Consider the following 17412-nt stretch of genomic DNA (forward strand, 5'->3'; position numbering starts at 1 on the left):
GCGGCTTGGCGGGAACGAAAAACTTCAATGCGCGAGCAGCCACTGCGCGAGCGGCGCCCACGCGAGCGCGGGCGCATCCTCCGCGTAAAGCAGATCCGCATGGCCGAAGTCCTCGATCTCGCTCGAGGCCGGGAGGCGACGCACCACATGCGTGGTCACGTCCGTGGAGGCTACCAGCGTGGTCGTGTAAAGGCCGTGATCGCCAAAGCCGCCCGCGGCGCCGAGGTAGAAGAGCGGCACCGAGATGTCGGCGAGGTGATCCGCGAGCGGCAGGGTCCCGGTCCCGCACCACATGGCATCCCGGTCGGCGGTCTCCACCAGCGACTCGTGCGGCGGCGAATGCGCGAGCCAATCGCTGACGAGCGCCTCCGACGAATAGCGCAACGTGGTGGGAAACCCATTCTTGTACATGCCGGCCACCAGGTGATACAGGGGCTTGGGCTCATAAAGCAGGAACGTCGCCGACACGAACCCGAGCATCGCCTCCCGGTTGGTGTAGCCCTCGAAGATCGGCGAATCGCCCCAGGGTGCGGAAGCCGCGAGCGCGCCCAGCGGCTGGGCGAACGTGCTGTTGTCGCTGTCCACGAACCCCTGCGCGACCCAATCATACTCGTCGGCCGCATTGGCGCAGGCGTAGAGCCTCAGCGACTCGTCCGCCGGGGAGAGCTTGCCATAGATGTCGATGGGCACGATGCCCTTTACCTGCCTCTGCGAAAGCGGCTTCTGGCTCTCCTCGGCCGCATACAGGTACGTGAGCTGCGCGCCGCTGCTGAACCCGCCCAGGAACAGGCGATCCTGGCCCCCGCCCGTCAAGGTGCGGATCGTGCGCGCGAAGGACAGCGCGAGGCCCGTATCCGAGACGGCCTGCGCCACCCCCATGCCGGCGAAATCCGAGAAATCGGTCCCCTCCGCGGGCGCCGTCGTCCACCGTCGATCGACGCCCCACACGTCGATCCCGCGCTTGGCCAGGTACACGGCCAGATCGCGATCGGGCTTCGCGGCAGGGCTGATCTGCGACGGCACGAAGTTCGTGGTGAAGGTCGCGAAATCGCCGTGCATGAGCAGAATGGCCCGCGACGTCGGATGCGGGACGTTCGGCGAATCCTCGCGCACGACCCGGTGCACGCGGATGCGCGCATTGGGCGTGTTCCCCACCTTCAGCAGGAAGCTGTAATGGTACACGTCGCCGACGATCTGCTGGCGCTCCACCGCGCCCACCAGCGTTGCCGACAGGGCCGCGGAAGCCTCGGCGGTGGCCTGCAAAACCTCGCTGTCGTCGGCCGGGGCCGTCTCCATCGTGCATCCGGCGGCGGCGGCGGCCAGAAGGCCCAGCACGACCGGCATCATGGCGAGGCGCTTCGCCCTTGTTCGCGCGTGCGAGGGGGCGAGGGTCGCGACACCGGACGGCACGACGAAAGCAATCTTCTTCATCATCAATCTCCTTGGCCGATGCGCTCAGCACATTGCATGCCGCGCTCGTTCGGGGGCCAGGAGAGGGAATGGCGGGTCTATTGCGGGGGGCGGATTGCGCAATGCTGCGCGAACTGCGCAAGCGTGCTCGATTTGTGCATTGCGGCGCGTGTGGAGCGACCGCGTGCACGCTTGCTCAATGCGTCCACTGCATGATGTGGAACAGGACGCTTTGCGGCGATTTGAGCATCACGAAGTGCCCGACCGCGGAAATTTTTCCCATGGGTATACACAGGTTCGCGCCGAGCTCCACGCCGAGCCGGCGTGCTCGACGCCAGGCGGTACTCGTGGTCAGGAAGAGAGAATCGTCGTACGATCACCCCGGTGCTTGTGCTCCAACCGCCGCCCTCTCCGTGCGCACAGAAATGGCTCGCGTTCCTCGAGAGTATCAGACCCGACGACGACGACATCTTGATTTCGCCGGTGGTCACGCTGGTGAACGGGTTGCGTGCGTGCCCGGACGGGCTCTCCGTGCTGCTGGGGGCGGCAGCCCAATATGCGCGCGGGCCTCACGCAAACGACGAGCGGCTGGCGACCGTGGTCGAAGCGCTGCGCGAGTGGGGCTCGGACGCCGACCGGATCGTCCCCGTGCTGGTCGACTTGCTGGACCACACCGCGGTGCGCGCCTACGCCGCCGATGTACTGGGAACGATCGGCCCCGCGGCGTCGGCTGCCGTGCCCGCGCTCCGCCGGGCGGCCGTCGCGACCGACGGGACGCTCGCGGCCCGCGCGCTTTTGGCGCTGCAGGCGATCGATACCGCGCGCACAGCGCGTTACGTGCGCCTCCTCCTCCGACGCGCCAAGGACCGGCCTCCGCACGACACGGCGTCGCAGCTCGCGGCTGTCAAGGCCCTCGGGAACCTCGGCGCATGGCCGGACCGCGTCGTGCCGGTGCTCGCCACGCACCTCGCACGGCACGATGTCCGCAGCGATATGATCTATGCCGTGCTCCACGCGCTCGAGCCGTTCGGCGCCGATGCCGCGCCCGCCGTGCCGGTGCTACTCGCATTGCTGCAACGTTGCAAGGCCGCCGAAGCGTACCCGTTCAGCGCCGTCGCTCGCGCCCTGGGCTGCATCGGTCAGGGCGCCGAGGCGGCGGTGCCGGCGCTGATCGAAGCCGTGACCGAAGCCGACGCTTTCACGGAGGCGGAAAAGCGCACCGAGGCCGCCATTTGGGCGCTGGGCAAGATCGGCGAACCGGCGGCCTTGCCGGTGCTCATGAAGACGATCCGGCAGCGCCAGAAGCGACGCGCCCCGTACGATTTCGTCTTCCCGATGGCCGTTCTGGCGCTCGGCGGCCTCGGCATTGGCTCGCGCGAGGTGGTCGCGGTGCTGCTCGACGAACTCGGCGATCGCCGAAATGGCCGCGCCCGCTGGCAGGCCGCGGAAGCGCTGGGCAAACTCACCCCTCTCGGCCAGGCGACCCTCGGCGCGCTGATCGCCGCGCTCGACGACGTTGATCCCAACGTGCAGTGCGCAGCCGCGCTGGCGCTCCAGCAGCACGGAGCGGCGGCGGCGCTGCCTGCGCTGAGCCGCCTCGCCCACGGCGCGCGTGACGCCCACGTCCGCGCGTGCATGGCCGAGGTGGTGGCCGCGATGGAAATCAAGCAGCGGGGGCCATACCGCTGACCGCGTACACACGCGGCGCGCCGTGCTCGGCCGCTCACGGGATGCAGGTGTCGAGAAGCACGCTCACGTCGGCGCCGTGGGCATTGAGAACGACGACGTCCGGCTTGCCATCGTCGTTCATGTCCGCGACCGCGAGAGCGCCGGGCGCGATGCCTGCGCCGTACGTGACGGGAGGGGCGAAGCCACCGCTGCCATCGTTGACGAGCACGCCGACGCCTACGTCTTGGGTATAGATCAGCTCGGGCATGCCGTCGCCATTCAGATCCCCTGCGGCGAGCGAGAGCGCCATCGCGTCCGCCGCGTATTCGGCGGCGGGGGCAAAGGATCCGTTCCCCTCGTTGAAGAGCACGCTCGCGATGGCCAAGCTGTAGTTCAAGACCGCGAGATCGAGCTTGCCGTCGCCATTCAGATCCGCGAGGACCACCGAGACCGGGTCCCCTCCCGCGGCGTGGTGGACAGGAGGGTGGAACGTGCCGTCGCCCTGGTTGAAGAACACGCTCACGTCGCCGACCGCATTCGCGACCGCGAGGTCGGGTTTGCCGTCGCCGTTCACGTCCGCCGCCGCGACCGAGACCGGGACCATGCCCGTGTCGTGGTCGACGGCAGCGGCGAAGGCACCGTTCCCCTGGTTGTGGAGCACGCTCACCTTCCCGCTGAACTGGCTGGCGACGACGAGATCGCGCTTGCCGTCGCCGTCGAGGTCCGCGGCGACGATCGATCTCACCCCCTCGCCCGCCGCGTGGTTTATCGGGGGCACAAAGGCGCCATTCCCGTCGTTCAGCAGCACGTCGACGCCGCCGGCGCCATAGCTCCCGACAGCGAGATCGGGCGCGCCGTCGTCGTTCAGGTCCGCCGCGACGATGGCGTGAGGGTCTTCGATCGTGGCGTAATCGACGGGCTCGGCGTAACTCCCGTCGGCCTGATGAAACAGGACGCCGACGCCGCTGCCGGTGGCGCGCGCGACGGCGAGATCGGGCAGGGCATCCCCATTCAGGTCCGCCACCGCGATCGCGGATGGAAGGTTGCCCACGGGGTACTGCCGGCCGAACACACCACTTCCCTGGTTCAGCAGCACGCTCACGCTGTCGCTATGGGCGCTCGCGACGGCGAGATCGGGCTTGCCATCGCCGTCGAGGTCCCCGACCGCGAGCGCTTCCGGGTCCCTGCCCGTGCCGTAGGGGACGGGTACGGCGAAGGTGCCGTTGCCCTGGTTCATGAACACGCCCGCGCTGGTGCCTCCGCTCGCAGCGGCGAGATCGATCTTGCCGTCGCCGTCGAGGTCCACCGCTGCCACCTCGAAGACAGGATGGAGCGTGAGGTACACGGTCGGCGAGGCGAAGTTGCCGTTGCCTTCGTTCTCGAGCACGGTCAGGTTGCCGCTCCAGTCGTCGGAGGCGGTGCCGACGGCGAGGTCGGGCCGGCCGTCGTCGTCGAGGTCCGCGGCGACGACCGACGCAGGCCCGACGCCCGCGTATTGCTCGACCGCCGCGCCGAAGGAGCCATCGCCCTGGTTGCGGAGCACGCTCACGTTGCCGCCCACGAGGACGTAGCGCGACCCGACGGCGAGATCGGGTTTGCCGTCGCTGTCGAGATCTGCAATCGCGACCGAGCTCGGGGACCCCATCACGCTGTACGCCATCATGGGTGCGAAGGCGCCGCCGCCCAGATTGAAGAGGACGCCCACGCTGCTGCTGCCGCTGTTTGCGACGGCGAGATCGGGCATGCCGTCGCCGTCGAGGTCCCCCACGGCGACCCCGCTCGGACCCAGGCCCGCGGCGTGCGTGAACGGCGGGGCGAAGGCGCCGCCCCCGAGGTTTTCGAGCACGCTCACGGCGTTGCCGTCGCGGTTTGTCACGACGAGGTCGGGTTTGCCGTCGCCGTCCAGATCGGCCGCGACGACCGCGGAGGGGCTCGGTCCGATCGGGAGGTTGACGGAGGGGGCGAATTTGCCGTTTCCGAGGTTCTCGAGCACGCTCACGGTACCGTCGCCCGTGTTTGCGACGATGAGGTCCAATCGCCCGTCGCCATCGAGATCTGCCGCCGCAATGGCCGATGGAAAGTCGCCTACCGGGATGTAGGGCATGCCTGGGAGCCCGATCGTCCCGGCGCACGGGGGACCGACGCAGGCGCCGGCGACGCACGTCTTGCCCATGTCGCAGACGATCGGGCTGCCCCCCATGCAGGTACCCGCCTGGCAGGTGCTGCCGACGATACAGCCGTCGGCGACGACGCACGCGGCGCCGTCGGCCTTCGGCGGGTGCACGGGGCCGCTTCTATCGCAGAGGTCATCGGTGCACGCGTCGTGATCGTCGACGGGGATGCATGGCGCGCCTCCACTGCCGCCGCTGCCACCGGCGCCGCTGCTTGCACTGGCGGACGCGTTCGAGCTGGTGGAGGACGACGTGGGAGGCTCCGCGTCGACCTCGGAGCACGCGTACGCACCGGCGCACACCCAGACCAACGCCATCCGAACGGCAGAAGCTCTCCTCACGATCTCCCTCCGAAGCAAGCGTCCGGGGAGCCTATCAGAACGCCGCGTGGAGTGACCGAACTATCTGCGAGAGCTCGTCCGCCCTGATATCCGGCATGGCGTCGCGCGGCTTCCCGTCGATGTCCGTGCGCGGCGCGGAGGCTGTCGTGTTGCGCAAGGCGAGCCTGTGGCATTGGAGAGCATGCCGTTCGCCCGAGGTACATCGACACCGAATGGGCAGATGCCCGCCTCCTCGGCGGCGATCGCTGGTGAGGCATCGGCTGAATCTCCCGCCGTGCTTGCCTAACGATCCGCGGTGCTGGCTGCCACGATGCCACGCCGAACACCACGGCCGGCCCCACGCAGATCGACCGGCGGATGGCACAGTTCCAGACAAACAGTACGTGCCAGAGCACCGGCCGACCCGTTTTGGGGCCGAAATCCAGGCGTTACACGACAAGGGCCTCATGACGACGCTCGACGTGGCCAAGGAGCTGCGCCTACAACAGAAGGCCGTTCATCGGACACCCATTGGGGATTGAAGATGGCGATGGCCCGGGTCGTCGCGAAGTCCGCCCCGGCGATCTGCGCCGTGGTCGACATGCAGAGCTGCCGGACCGAGCTCGAGTCCGTCGTGCAGGAGTACTGCCCGGAGCAGAGGAACGCGGATCCTCGCTTCGACGAATATGTCGAACACACATGCCCGCTCTGGCAGCGCTAGCGCCTTCGACGCATCCTCCCCCCACCTCTCGTCACGTTTCCACGCGCTCGTTCGGCGTCACGAATGCGAGCTTGTACCCTTCCGGATCCGTCACCACGAGCTCGCGCGTGAACCACGGCTGATTCCGCGGCCCGTCGACCGCGGCGCCACGTGCCTCGGCCCGCGCGCGCAGCTCGTCGAGCGACACCTCTTCTCCCATCCCTGGTACGCCGAGTCCACGCGCATAAGCTCGAGCAGGAGCATCTCCCCTCGCCACTTGCTGACCGTTTGCCGCGAGACGCCTCTGTCCGGCACTCGCGTTGTGTCACGAGATCACGGCGGAGATCGTCACGCTGGCGCCGAAGCGCGCCTGCCAGATGGTGAAGCTCACGAGGACAGGACGCACGGAGGTCGATGCCAGCACCGAGTTCATTGCATTCATCAAGCTGCCCACGCAGCTAATCGGGATGCCGTTGACCGCCGTGATCATGTCGCCGAGTTCGGGTGTGAACGTGCCGCCGCTCGGAATCCGAGCAGGCAGGAACGGGCTGGGGGGATTGATGCTTTCAATCACAGCACCGGACGTGGAACCGACCGGAGGGTCACCGAAGGCAATGCCGCGGAGGCCTGCAACCGAAGCGCCGTGCACCCCGCCGCATGTGATGGGTTGAGCAGATACTATGGGCGAAATGAAGCAGGGGCCCGCAGCCAGCACGCCAATGATCATGAGTCGCGTCAGATTCTTCATGATGGGATCCTCGCTATCGGTGTCTCGAGTGGTTCATTGAGCAGCATCGCACGCGTGTCCATCGCCTGCGCCTGCCTGCTCCGGTACGGGCCTGGAGGAGAGTCTCGCAAAGAACGCAAGTGTCACCCGGCAAGGCCGGTCTGGAAGGAGTGAGCAAACGGTGGCTTCACGAAACCTTGCTCGTTGTCCAGCGGCTGGGGCAGCTTCGCACCTTGATCGCCGCACAGCCTTCGGGGCCGCCCCGGAGTGAACCCCTAGGCCTTCGGGTACCCGCGTGGCTACGTGGCCGCGGTCCTCGACGGCAAGCGCGTTGCGACGCCAACCTGCGCCGTAACGTGGACAAACCTGAAACGCACGAAGTCCTTACCGACCACCGTCATGACACCGATGGCGTGCTCCTTCGACGCTGATGCCTCGAAGCACCGGATGCGGAACCATCAGCCAGCGGCAGTGCGGACATCGAGCAGGAACCTGTAGGCCGCGGGGCCGAGGAGCGGGCGGCCCCTGCACGTCCCTGGGCGCCCGTCCAGACGCGCCTGAGCAGGTGTTACCCTGGCCCCTCCTCTACATCCCTCTTGACGTGCGTCCCAGCACAGTCTTTGATGTTTCGACCGAACGCAAGGACTGGCATGGCCTAATCAGACAGTTGTCCCGCATCCTCCGACTCAAGGAGCGCCACGAGCATGACAATGACTCTCAAGGATGCCCTCGCGCAGCTAAAATCTCTCGGTCATGAGAAGGTCCGTGCGCAAAACAAGAAACATGGCGCAGGGGACAATCAGTTCGGCGTCCGTCTTGGTGACATACGGAAGCTTGCCGCGAAGGTCAAGACCGACCACCCGTTGGCCATCGCTCTCTGGGACACCGGGAACATCGATGCCCGGCTCCTGGCAATCCTTCTGCTCAAGCCCGAAAACCTGTCTCGCGACGAGATGGATCGGATGGTGCGATCTGTCGACTTTGCGCAAGTTGCGGACTGGCTGAATTCCAATGTCGTCAAGAACCATCCTGACAAGGAGTCTCTTCGCCAATCATGGATGCAAGATGATGACCCCTGGGCCGCCCGCGCCGGCTGGAGCCTGACGTCGGAGCGCATCGCGAAACGTCCGGACGGACTCGATCTGCCAGCACTTCTGGACCGTATCGAGTCTGAAATGGGGAACGCTGCCTCGGAAGTGCAATGGACGATGAATTTCTGCCTTGCGGGGATCGGCATTCACTTCCCCAAGCATCGCAAGCGAGCCATTGCCATTGGCGAAAAACTGGGAATCTATCGCGATTATCCGGTTTCCAAGGGCTGCACCTCTCCGTTTGCTCCCATCTGGATCAACGAAATGGTGCGTCGGCAAAGTTGACCTCACGGTTGCGATCGTCCTGCCCCCCGCACGCGCCGAGGCCTGAGCATGCGCGTCGACTACGTTCCGCGTCCACCAGCGGCCCTGAGCGCCTTCCCGCCCCCCCCGCGCAGATCGGTTGTAACCTGCGGGCTCCTCCGGCCACAGTGGCAGCGTGACCTCGATCCCGGACGCCTCCCTCATCGCACCGGCGCGCGCGCTCGCGGCGGCGGACGCCCCCCCCGCCGAGGGCCCGCGCGCGGGGAGCCCCGAGGTGACACGTTCGACACTGGAGGCGCTCTACGCCGCCCACGCCCACCAAATCCATCGCTTCCTGTGCGACCTCCTCGGCGATCCCGTGGCCGCGCGCGACGCGACACAGGAGACGTTCGTGCGGGCCTTCCAGCGGCTGCACACCCTCGAGGCCGAAGGGCGCCCCGTGCCCTGGCTCTTCGGGATCGCCCGGCACGTATCGATGGAGGTCAAACGCGCACGCCGGCGGCGCCGGCAGGTGCTCACCGACCACCCTCCCGAGGCCTGGGAGGAGCGCCCCGCGGACGCCTCCTCCGGCTCGCCCGAGGAGGACGTCCTCGGCCGCGAGGCGCTCGGCCTCGTGCAGGGCGCGCTCGGCAAGCTGTCCGAGGATCGCCGCACGGTGCTCTTGCTGCGGCTCGATCACGATCTCTGTTATGAGGATATCGCGCGCACCATGGGGTGGAGCGTGCCCAAGGTGAAGATCGAGATCCACCGCGCCCGGCAGATCCTGCGCGCGGAGCTCGGGGAAGGAGGTGCGCGATGAGCGATTGCCATGCCGAGGCGGTCGAGGCGTTCTTCCGGGGCGAGCTCGACCCGGAGGAGTCCGCGCGCGTGGCCGCGCATGTCGAAGTTTGTCGGAGTTGCAAGGAGGAGATGGCCTGGCTCGAGCGCGAGAAGCGCGTCTTTTCGGCCCGCGGGGCGGCCTTTCCACCGCCTCCCCCGTTCGAGGCGGTGCTGGCTCGGGCACGCGCGTCCGAAAAGGTCCGCCCGATTGCGAAGGCGCCTCGTTCACGAGCGAAGGCGCGAGGCAGGCAGCACCCCGTTTTCAAATGGGCGGGGCCGGGGTTCGTCCTCGCGGCCGCTGCGGCGCTCCTCGTCCTGCTCGCGTGGCCCCGGGAGGAGGCGCCTCCGCTCACGGCCGAGCCCTCCGCGCCAGCCCACGAAGACGCCCGCGCCGGGGAAACCTGCTATGCGTGCGCGTCCGCGATCGTCCCGAGCGCCGAGCCCGAGCCCGAGTCCGAGGAGCCTTATGGGTGCATGAGCCGATCTTGTGTAACTTGCTCCGAGGACGGGCCACAGGAGGAATGAGGCCGGACGAGGGATCCGGTGGCACGCGCCGCCTCCCGCATTTCCCCGGCCCAGGAGCCCTTGCCATGTCACGCGCGATCCGCTCGCCGTTCGTTTCTCTCAATCGTTCCATGGCCCTCGTCGCCGTCGCGCTCGCCGCGGCATGCAGCCAGGCGCCCGAGAGCATCGGTCCGACCGACGAAACCCCGATACGGCCCGCCGCCGCGCCGGCGGCGCAGGAAGCTGCGCCCGAGGCGGAGGGGTGCCACGGGGACAAACCCGATTGCGACTGCAAGCATGCGGAGGCCGAGGCGCCGTCCGACGTCGTCGAAGAGGTCTCGCTGGGCAAAGCGCCCGTGCGGGGGCCGGAGAGCGCGCCCGTGACGCTCGTGATGTTCGCCGATTTCGAGTGCCCCTTCTGCGCTCGCGCGGAGAAGACGCTGCGCGACCTCGAGCAGGAGTACCCGGGCAAACTGCGCATCGCCTTCAAGCACCACCCGCTCAAGTTCCACGCGCACGCCGCGGACGCGGCCCGCGCCGCGATCGCGGCGCAGGCGCAGGGCAAATTCTGGCCCCTGCACGACGCGCTGCTCGGCGCCCAGGGGACGCTCGATCAGGAGGGAATCGAGCGCGCCGCCGAGACCGCCGGCCTGGACGTCGCGAGGCTGCGCCGCGACATGCGATCGGCGGAGACCGACGCCCAGCTCGCCGCCGACAAGGCGGAGGCTGCGCGGCTCGAGATCAAGGGCACGCCGACGTTCTTCGTCAACGGTCGCCGCATCCCGGGCGCCCTGCCCGTGCAGGACTTCCGCGCGGCCATCGACCGCGCGCTCGTCGGGCGCTGAGCTGAGCCGAACTTCGCGTCCGGATCGACTCGAGGGTGACCTGCTGCTCGCTGTGGCGGGCCGGGGTACCGGCGTCTGGCAAAAGGAAATGGCCCGCTGCCGGTCCCGCGCCGCGGAATCTGGGTCGCTGGTCGACGCCGGTCCTAGCGGATGTCCGCCACCGCCACCCCGAGCCGCTCGGCGTAGAGGCCAAGCGTGCGCTCCCAAGCCGGACGCGCCAGGGCGCGGTCGTAGTAGGCCCTGACCCACGGATAGGGCTCGAGCAGCTCGGTCCTGCGCACCTCGCGAATCCACGTGCAGCTGAGGTTCACCACCCGGGAAGCTGCCCGAGGAGCGCGCTCGTCGCCGGGTCCGCCCTGTCGCCCCTCCCCCACCACGTACGAAGTAGCGAGACCGATGAACGTTTCACCGCGACCGGGAACAGATGGCAAGCGTCCTCTCGGGCAACAATTCTTCGCGATCCGCGAGACCACCGGTCACTCACACGGACAGCCATGAATCTTCGCAACTTCTTATTCAAGACCGCCATCCCGTCCCTCACCCTCGCCCTGCCGGCCCTCGTGGGCTGTGGCGGCTCGGAGCCCGCGGAACCCGGGCAGCCTGGGCAGGAGCTGCTCGCGCCCCCGGAAGCGGGCAAGGGCGTGCAGTTCAAGATGGTCACGAAGCTCGACCCCGGCACCGAGGCCGAGCATTGCATGTTCGTGAAGGCACCCGCGGAGGGGCTTTTCGTCAACCGTGACGAGGTGCGCTACTCGAAGGGGAGCCACCACTTCCTGCTCTTCCAGACGAGCTACGACGACATCCCGACCCAGAAAGAGGACGGGACGGTCGTCGACACGAGCGGCGTATTCGACTGTTCCGACGGTGCGACCGATGGCTGGGAGGTGGAGAAGCTCGTCGCCGGCTCGCAGAACGCCGACGGCGACTCCATGCTGCGCTTCCCCCAGGGCGTGGCCATGAAGGTGCGCCCGGGCGCGGTGCTCCTCATGAACGCGCATTACATCAACGCCTCGATGAACGTCATCGAGCCCGAGGTCCGGGTGAACCTCTACACGATCCCCGAGGCCGAGGTGAAGACGGAGGGCGACATCCTCTTCATCTACAACCCCTTCATCTACGTCGGGGCGCAGGCCGAGGGCCGCGCGCGCATGCGGTGCCCGGTGCACACGGACATCACGATCGCGAACGTGCAATCGCACATGCACGCGCGCGGCGTTGGTTATGCCGCGTCGATCGTCGGGCAGGCGGATCCGTTCTATACGAGCACCCAATGGGAGAACGTGACCGTCAAGGATTTCGGCGAAGGCCTCCAGGTCAAGGCAGGCGAGTGGTTCGATTACTGGTGTGACTACTCGAACGCGGAGACGAGGGACGTCTTCGAGGGCCCGCGCTCGACGGACGAGATGTGCATGCTCCTCGGCTCGTATTACCCGGCCGATTCGGCGACGGCGCACTGCCGCGCCGAGCCCGACGTCCCCGGCCAGCCGAACTTCATCGGTGCCGAGTGGGTGGGCAATGGCAAGGCGACGTGCGCCGAGTCGTTCGCCTGCGTGCAGCAGGCCATCAGCGCGAGCCAGGAGATAACGCCCTGCGTGACGAGCTCGGACGCCGCGGTCTCGCGGGAGTTCTCCGACGCCTTGCGTTGCTTCCTCAAGAAAGCCGGCCCGGACCAAGATCCGGCGATCGTCTGCAAGACCGAGCTCGACGCCTGTCTCGCGAAATGACCCTCCCCCGCCGGATCACGCTCGCCCGAGCGTGATCCGGCCCCTTCCCTCAATCGAGCGACTTTCAATGATTCGCAACTTCCGCGCGGTCACGTCCGAACGCTAGCGAGCACCTTGCGGCGACCGATCACCGCGCCTTCTCGGCGTCCGCGAGCGCCTTCCATGCGGGCTCGGCCGCGCCTACCGCCGAGCGCGCCCCGGAGCGCACGATGGGCGTGCGGAGCAGCAGTGGATCCTCCAAGAGCAGCTCGGCGAGGCGTGCCTCCGTCGGGGCGCTGTACTGGAGCCCGCGCTCCTTCACGCGTGGACTCTCCGCATCGTAGAGCGCGCGCATGCCGCCCACGGCCCGCGCGACGCTGGCGAGCTCTCCCTTGGAGAGGCCTTTTTCGCGCAGGTCGACGCTCTGCACCTTGATGCCGCGCTCTGCGAAGAACCGCTGCGCCGCACGCGTCGCTTTGCATTTCGTCGTACCGAAAATCTGGATCACAGCAGGGCCACCCTAGCACGGGCGCGCCCGGGACGATCCCGTCGCTTGATGAAGGGTCGACCTCCTGGTAAGGTTTGGTAATTCATGGCACCATCCCCCTCGCTCGCAGCCGTTTTCCTCGAGGTGCTTGGTGGCGCGTCCACACGGACCGAAGCTGCAGCACCAGGGCTCGAAGCGAAGCTCTGCGCGATCCTCGATGCGGCGCATACAGCGCATCCCGACATTCATGTGGCAGGTGAAACCTTCGCCCGCCACCTGGGGGGGCGCCTCTCCTCGACACACGAACCACTCGAGGTCCTCGGAACCCTGAACATCAGTGATCTCTACCTCGCTTGCGCGGCCGCGCACGGCAACGGGGCCGCCATCGCAGCGATCGAGCGCGGCTATTTTTCGTGGCTCCATGCAGCGATGGCGCGCGTCGCCGGGGACAACGACAGTAGCGATCTCATCCAGCTCCTACGTCAGAAGCTGTTTGCTGCAGAGCCCGACGAGCTGCCGAAAATCGGCGAGTATGCCGGAATCGGGTCGCTGGGCGCCTGGCTCCGGGTCACCGCCATGCGCATGGCGCTCAACGCGCGGCGGGGGCGCAAGCGAGAGACCGCACGCGTCAACGCAGACGACCACCTCGAGGAGCTCGCGACCCACGCGTCCCCCGAGATGGACTATCTCAAGTCACGCTACAGGAATGAGTTCAAGTATGCCTTTGAAACGGCGGTCGCAGCGTTGTCAGCGCGCGATCGGAACCTGCTACGTCTCCATTTCATCGATGGCTTGAACATCGATCAGATCGGGGCCATCCACCGGGTCCACCGTTCGACGGTCGCACGGTGGATTGCGCAGGCGCGGGAGTCCATCCTCCTCGAGACACAACGCCTTCTCCGCGAGCGGCTGGGGCTCGACAACGCGGATTTCAACAGTCTGCTCGCCTTGGTCAAGAGTGAGCTCAACCTGAGCATCCACCGGTATCTGACAGACGCCGCGGAGTGATCTCGTCAGGGCTTCGGGCCAGTCGGCTCATGGACACGGGGTCCACCGCGTCTCCAAGGTGTAACTGTCGAGGAAAATCTTGCCGAATTTCGTCTCCGGGCTGCCCTCTGCATTGCGCGCGGCGACGACGCCTCTCACGCGACATCGCGCGGGGAACTTGTCCCCGGTTTTGCGAAAAATCACGTCGACGTTCATGATGGCCCTGACGACCTCGCGGCCCTCGTACTCTTTTCTCCACTTGTCGAGGACGTAGGAGACCCGCACGATCCGAAGGTCACGAAACCAGGAATGAGCCCGCACGAGCTTGTCGATCTCGCGCAAGGTCGCGGGGTCTCCGCTCTCCGATGTCTCGACGTTCGCCGAAAGCTCGGCCTTGAACGCAGCCTCGCTCGGAACCTTGATGGTCACCGTCCCCTCGGCAAAGATCTCGGTGCGTTTCTCGTCCGCGAGCGTGAGCTTCAGCGTGTTGTCGCCCACGTGCAGCATGGGGATGATGCGCTTGTGGAACTCCTCCCAGGTCCGCGCCCAGGGTCGATCGCTCTTCAGGTTGTTCGCCCAGACCCCCGCATAGACGCTCGCCGGCATGCCCATGTGCGTATCGAACGCTTGCGGACCAACCCCGCCTTGAACCGGCGTGATCGAGTCGCCGTGAAGCTCGACACGGCCGAGCGCCCCGAAATCCGCACCCTGGATGATCTCATTGTCGGCACAGGCGGCGGGCTCGCCGTTGACCTCTGCGTACAACACGACGTATTTCGGGGCCTCCTCCCCGTAGGGCCCCCCATAGGCATGGATATACAGCGGGTCTCCAAGCGTCCACGTGTCGATCGCGATCGAGGCGTTGCTGGCGTCCGCCTTCAGCGACTTGTTCGCGAAGAGGATCCGGCGCTGATACGGCGCCGCGACGACAGGAAAGCTCGACTCTTTGGGCTTTTTCGGCTCTTTCGCGGCAGCGGCGGGCTCGGGTTTCGCCGGGTCCTCCTCCGGGGCATTCGCCTCTCGAATGAGCTCAGCGCCACCACGAATGAGGTCAAGGCAACCCGGTAGGCACCCGAGGCTGACAGCGAGGAGAGCGCGCGGCAGGAAACGCGAAAGGGAACGCATCGCCGCCACGGTAGCGGAGCGCTGGCGAAACGCTAGGCTCTTCCGCTTCCGCCGCAGCACGAGCAAGAGCCCAAGGCCGATCCAAGGGGCCCCGTTCGCCGATCCGCTACCGACGACGCAGGCGCCACAGCCACTCTCGCTGGAGGGGTTTTCCCCGGTGTCTCCGCCGGCGCCCGTGGTCGAGCTCGTCTCCATCATCCCGCCGGTCCCGGTCGAGCTGCTACCGCCGCCGCCGCCGCCGGTTCCGGTCGAGCTGCCGCCGCCGCCGCCGCCGCCGCCGCCGGTTCCGGTCGAGCTGCTACCGCCGCCACCGCCGCCGGTTCCGGTCGCGCTCGTGCTCGACGTCGTTGCCTCGATCTCGCATACGCCGGCAAGGCAAACCCCGCTTGCGCAAGGCGTGTCGTCCGGCTTGGGGACCGCCGAGCACACCCCATTGGCCGCATTGCAGAGCCCCACTTCGCACTCGCCCACCGGCGGGCAGACGAGCTCGTTGCCTCCGACGCACATCCCCCCCTCGCACGTGTCCGTTTGCGTGCAGGCATTGCCGTCGTCGCACGCCGTCCCGTTCGGCCCGGGCACGGCAGCGCACAGGCCCGTGCCCGCGTTACAGGCAGCCATTGCGCCGCACTCCGGGGAGAGATTGAGTCCGCTCGTTTGCACGGGCGTGAGTTTATCGAGGATCGTGCCGTCCCCGAGCTCGCCTTCGTTGTTCCACCCCCAGGCCCAGACCGTGCCGTCCGACTTCAGCGCCACCGTGTGCCTGGGGCCCGCTGCCACCGCGGCGAAACCGGTCGGCGCCACCAGTTGCAGTGGCGTAGATCGATTGTTGGTCGTGCCGTCCCCGAGTTGACCGGAATCGTTTCTCCCCCAGGTCCATACCGTGCCGTTCGACCTCACCGCCACGGTATGGTCTTCGCCCCCCACCACGGCGGTCACGTTGTTCAGCCCGATCACTTGCACGGGCGTGTGACGCTCGATGCTCGTGCCGTCGCCGAGCTGGCCGGGACCGTTCCACCCCCAGGCCCAGAGCGTGCCGTCCGACTTCAGCGCGACGCTGTGGAAGACACCGGCCGCCACGGCGGTGACACCGCTCAGCCCGATCACTTGCACGGGTTTGTCTCGGTAGGTGGTCGTGCCGTCGCCGAGACCACCGTGGCTGTTCTCCCCCCAGGCCCAAACCGTGCCGTCCGACTTCAGCGCAACGGTATGGTACCCTCCGCCGACCACTGCGGTCACGTCAATCAGCCCGCCCACTTGCCCGGGCGTGAGTTTATCGATGTTCGTGCCATCGCCGAGCTGGCCGTAGCTGTTCCACCCCCAGGCCCAGACCGTGCCGTCCGACTTCAGCGCAACGGTATGTTGCCGGCCTGTCGCCACCGCGGCGACGCCGCCAAGGCCGCTCACTTGCACGGGTGTGTGACGCTCGGTGGTCGTGCCGTCCCCGAGCTGGCCGAATTGGTTGAACCCCCAGGCCCAGACCGTGCCGTCCGACTTCAGCGCAACGGTGTAAGAGGCGCCCGCCGCCACCGCGATGACGCCGCCAAGGCCGCTCACTTGCACGGCTGTGTGTCGCTCGAGGGTCGTGCCGTCCCCGAGCTGGCCGTTGCCGTTCCACCCCCAGGCCCAGACCGTGCCGTCCGACTTCAGCGCCACCGTGTGATCGAAGCCCACGGCAACGTTCACCGCCGCGCAGCGCGCCGGGTTTCCGTCGCAGGTACCCAGGCTGCCCGCGCCCGCCGTCAATGCCGCCTGCGCCTCGGCCGTTCCCTCCGACGACGGACGCGCGGCCTGCCCGCCCCCGTCGCCTCCTGCGCCCATTCCCGAGGAATCGGCGCCACAGGCCCCCGCGAGCAAAACGAGCGGCCCGAGCCATAGCGCTACATTGAATCGATGATTCTTCACGTGAGGTCCTTCTTGGGAGCTGGCCGCCTTTGCGGCATCGTCGGTTTGTCCACGGAAGCGGGGGAAGATCACTTGCCCGCGATCGTGAGCGAGTTGATCGTCAGCTCGTCGGCCCGGCAGACGCACACCTCCGGCGAACCGGCCGGCGCGACCACCTTGCAGTCGCCGAGCAGCGAGGGAGTGATGCAGTCGGTCGAGGTGTCGAAGGTGCCCTGGGGCGTCGAGATCACGAGACCGTTCTGCTCGAGCGGCCCGAGGGTGTCGGCGTTGGAGGGTTCGAGCTCGCAGCAATGGTCCTCGCAGCAGCCCGCGGCGCCGCAATCGGCGTCCATCGGCTGGTAGGAGCACGCACCGTCCGCGCACGTGCCTATCGATGAATAGGTGCGGAGCGAACCATCGGCATTGCAGGCGGGCGGAGGTGGGGCATCACAGGTCGTCGTCGTCGAGGGGTACTTGCACGCGCCCTCCCAGCAGATGCCCTGGCTCTCGTAGTTGAGCACGGAAACCTCATCGGCGCACCCGGGGGGCGGAGGCTCATTGCAGTTCGCCATATCGCATCCGCCACCGGCACCACCGGCTCCTGCCACTCCGCCGCCGAAGCCTCCCGCTCCCGCCGCTCCGCCGCCGGCGCCTCCCGCTCCCGCGGTCCCCCCCGAAGCAAAAAGACCATCGTTGCTCCCACAGCCGAT

The 17412-nt window shown here is 67.6% G+C and carries 16 protein-coding genes; 8 read left to right on the forward strand and 8 right to left on the reverse strand.

Translation table 11 applies throughout. The features are described from left to right. Positions 1-24: 24 nt before the first annotated feature. Positions 25-1434 (reverse strand): hypothetical protein, encoded by a 1410-nt coding sequence (locus KEG57_RS44840; protein WP_272459661.1) that lies wholly within the window; start codon positions 1432-1434, stop codon positions 25-27. A gap of 360 nt (positions 1435-1794) precedes the next feature. Here KEG57_RS44840 and KEG57_RS55955 point away from each other — a divergent pair, with 360 nt between their 5' ends. Next, positions 1795-3099: a HEAT repeat domain-containing protein gene (locus KEG57_RS55955; RefSeq protein WP_272424858.1), complete on the forward strand. Its 1305-nt coding sequence runs from the start codon at positions 1795-1797 to the stop codon at positions 3097-3099. Between the two features lie 34 nt (positions 3100-3133). Here the strand turns inward: KEG57_RS55955 and KEG57_RS44850 are convergent, their stop codons facing one another. Next, on the reverse strand, positions 3134-5362 hold the full coding sequence (locus tag KEG57_RS44850; protein ID WP_272459662.1) for an FG-GAP repeat domain-containing protein: 2229 nt from the start codon (positions 5360-5362) through the stop codon (positions 3134-3136). Positions 5363-6119: 757 nt separating this feature from the next. On the opposite strand from KEG57_RS44850, the gene KEG57_RS44855 reads away from it, so the two are divergent. Next, positions 6120-6290 (forward strand): hypothetical protein, encoded by a 171-nt coding sequence (locus tag KEG57_RS44855; protein WP_272424855.1) that lies wholly within the window; start codon positions 6120-6122, stop codon positions 6288-6290. 31 nt (positions 6291-6321) lie between these two features. On the opposite strand, the gene KEG57_RS44860 is transcribed toward KEG57_RS44855, so the two are convergent. Next, on the reverse strand, positions 6322-6489 hold the full coding sequence (locus KEG57_RS44860; protein WP_272459663.1) for a hypothetical protein: 168 nt from the start codon (positions 6487-6489) through the stop codon (positions 6322-6324). Positions 6490-6594: 105 nt separating this feature from the next. After that, the gene (locus KEG57_RS44865; protein WP_272459664.1) at positions 6595-7017 is read right to left on the reverse strand and encodes a PDZ domain-containing protein; all 423 of its coding nucleotides are present in this window, start codon (positions 7015-7017) and stop codon (positions 6595-6597) included. Positions 7018-7700: 683 nt separating this feature from the next. On the opposite strand from KEG57_RS44865, the gene KEG57_RS44870 reads away from it, so the two are divergent. The 4 genes from KEG57_RS44870 to KEG57_RS44885 all read left to right on the forward strand — a co-directional run bounded on the left by KEG57_RS44870 (position 7701) and on the right by KEG57_RS44885 (position 10519). Beyond that, a complete protein-coding gene (locus tag KEG57_RS44870) occupies positions 7701-8372 on the forward strand; it encodes a DNA alkylation repair protein (RefSeq protein WP_272459665.1) in 672 nt (223 codons plus the stop codon). A 154-nt stretch (positions 8373-8526) separates the two neighbouring features. Then, positions 8527-9150 carry an RNA polymerase sigma factor gene (locus KEG57_RS44875; RefSeq protein WP_272459666.1) on the forward strand — a complete coding sequence of 208 codons (624 nt, stop codon included), beginning with the start codon at positions 8527-8529 and terminating at the stop codon, positions 9148-9150. Further along, a complete protein-coding gene (locus tag KEG57_RS44880) occupies positions 9147-9695 on the forward strand; it encodes a zf-HC2 domain-containing protein (RefSeq protein WP_272424850.1) in 549 nt (182 codons plus the stop codon). Before KEG57_RS44875 ends, KEG57_RS44880 begins: the two co-directional genes overlap by 4 nt. Before the next feature lie 65 nt (positions 9696-9760). Beyond that, entirely contained in the window at positions 9761-10519 is a 759-nt protein-coding gene (locus KEG57_RS44885) for a DsbA family protein (RefSeq protein WP_272424849.1), read from the forward strand. 143 nt (positions 10520-10662) lie between these two features. Here the strand turns inward: KEG57_RS44885 and KEG57_RS44890 are convergent, their stop codons facing one another. Beyond that, on the reverse strand, positions 10663-10830 hold the full coding sequence (locus KEG57_RS44890) for a hypothetical protein (RefSeq protein ID WP_272459667.1): 168 nt from the start codon (positions 10828-10830) through the stop codon (positions 10663-10665). A 183-nt stretch (positions 10831-11013) separates the two neighbouring features. Here KEG57_RS44890 and KEG57_RS44895 point away from each other — a divergent pair, with 183 nt between their 5' ends. Next, a complete protein-coding gene (locus KEG57_RS44895; protein ID WP_272459668.1) occupies positions 11014-12243 on the forward strand; it encodes a monooxygenase in 1230 nt (409 codons plus the stop codon). Positions 12244-12370: 127 nt separating this feature from the next. On the opposite strand, the gene KEG57_RS44900 is transcribed toward KEG57_RS44895, so the two are convergent. Next, on the reverse strand, positions 12371-12730 hold the full coding sequence (locus KEG57_RS44900; protein WP_271918323.1) for an arsenate reductase family protein: 360 nt from the start codon (positions 12728-12730) through the stop codon (positions 12371-12373). An 84-nt stretch (positions 12731-12814) separates the two neighbouring features. Between KEG57_RS44900 and KEG57_RS44905 the strand changes: the two genes are divergently transcribed. Beyond that, positions 12815-13717, forward strand: a complete 903-nt coding sequence (locus tag KEG57_RS44905) for a sigma-70 family RNA polymerase sigma factor (RefSeq protein ID WP_272459669.1) — start codon at positions 12815-12817, stop codon at positions 13715-13717. Between the two features lie 27 nt (positions 13718-13744). On the opposite strand, the gene KEG57_RS44910 is transcribed toward KEG57_RS44905, so the two are convergent. Both KEG57_RS44910 and KEG57_RS44915 read right to left on the reverse strand, forming a co-directional pair. Next, the gene (locus tag KEG57_RS44910; protein WP_272424844.1) at positions 13745-16723 is read right to left on the reverse strand and encodes an RCC1 domain-containing protein; all 2979 of its coding nucleotides are present in this window, start codon (positions 16721-16723) and stop codon (positions 13745-13747) included. A gap of 68 nt (positions 16724-16791) precedes the next feature. Further along, positions 16792-17274, reverse strand: coding sequence for a hypothetical protein (locus KEG57_RS44915; RefSeq protein ID WP_272459670.1), 483 nt, complete (start codon positions 17272-17274; stop codon positions 16792-16794). Between the last annotated feature and the right edge of the window lie 138 nt (positions 17275-17412).

The sequence above is a fragment of the Polyangium jinanense genome, from assembly GCF_028435365.1.

What these genes read in the sequence shown, in the direction of transcription:
- KEG57_RS44840 (WP_272459661.1), bottom strand. Translation starts at nt 1,434, where the DNA reads ATGATGAAGAAGATTGCTTTCGTCGTGCCGTCCGGTGTCGCGACCCTC.
- KEG57_RS44855 (WP_272424855.1), top strand. Translation starts at nt 6,120, where the DNA reads ATGGCCCGGGTCGTCGCGAAGTCCGCCCCGGCGATCTGCGCCGTGGTC.
- KEG57_RS44860 (WP_272459663.1), bottom strand. Translation starts at nt 6,489, where the DNA reads ATGGGAGAAGAGGTGTCGCTCGACGAGCTGCGCGCGCGGGCCGAGGCA.
- KEG57_RS44865 (WP_272459664.1), bottom strand. Translation starts at nt 7,017, where the DNA reads ATGAAGAATCTGACGCGACTCATGATCATTGGCGTGCTGGCTGCGGGC.
- KEG57_RS44870 (WP_272459665.1), top strand. Translation starts at nt 7,701, where the DNA reads ATGACAATGACTCTCAAGGATGCCCTCGCGCAGCTAAAATCTCTCGGT.
- KEG57_RS44880 (WP_272424850.1), top strand. Translation starts at nt 9,147, where the DNA reads ATGAGCGATTGCCATGCCGAGGCGGTCGAGGCGTTCTTCCGGGGCGAG.
- KEG57_RS44885 (WP_272424849.1), top strand. Translation starts at nt 9,761, where the DNA reads ATGTCACGCGCGATCCGCTCGCCGTTCGTTTCTCTCAATCGTTCCATG.
- KEG57_RS44895 (WP_272459668.1), top strand. Translation starts at nt 11,014, where the DNA reads ATGAATCTTCGCAACTTCTTATTCAAGACCGCCATCCCGTCCCTCACC.
- KEG57_RS44905 (WP_272459669.1), top strand. Translation starts at nt 12,815, where the DNA reads ATGGCACCATCCCCCTCGCTCGCAGCCGTTTTCCTCGAGGTGCTTGGT.
- KEG57_RS44915 (WP_272459670.1), bottom strand. Translation starts at nt 17,274, where the DNA reads ATGGCGAACTGCAATGAGCCTCCGCCCCCCGGGTGCGCCGATGAGGTT.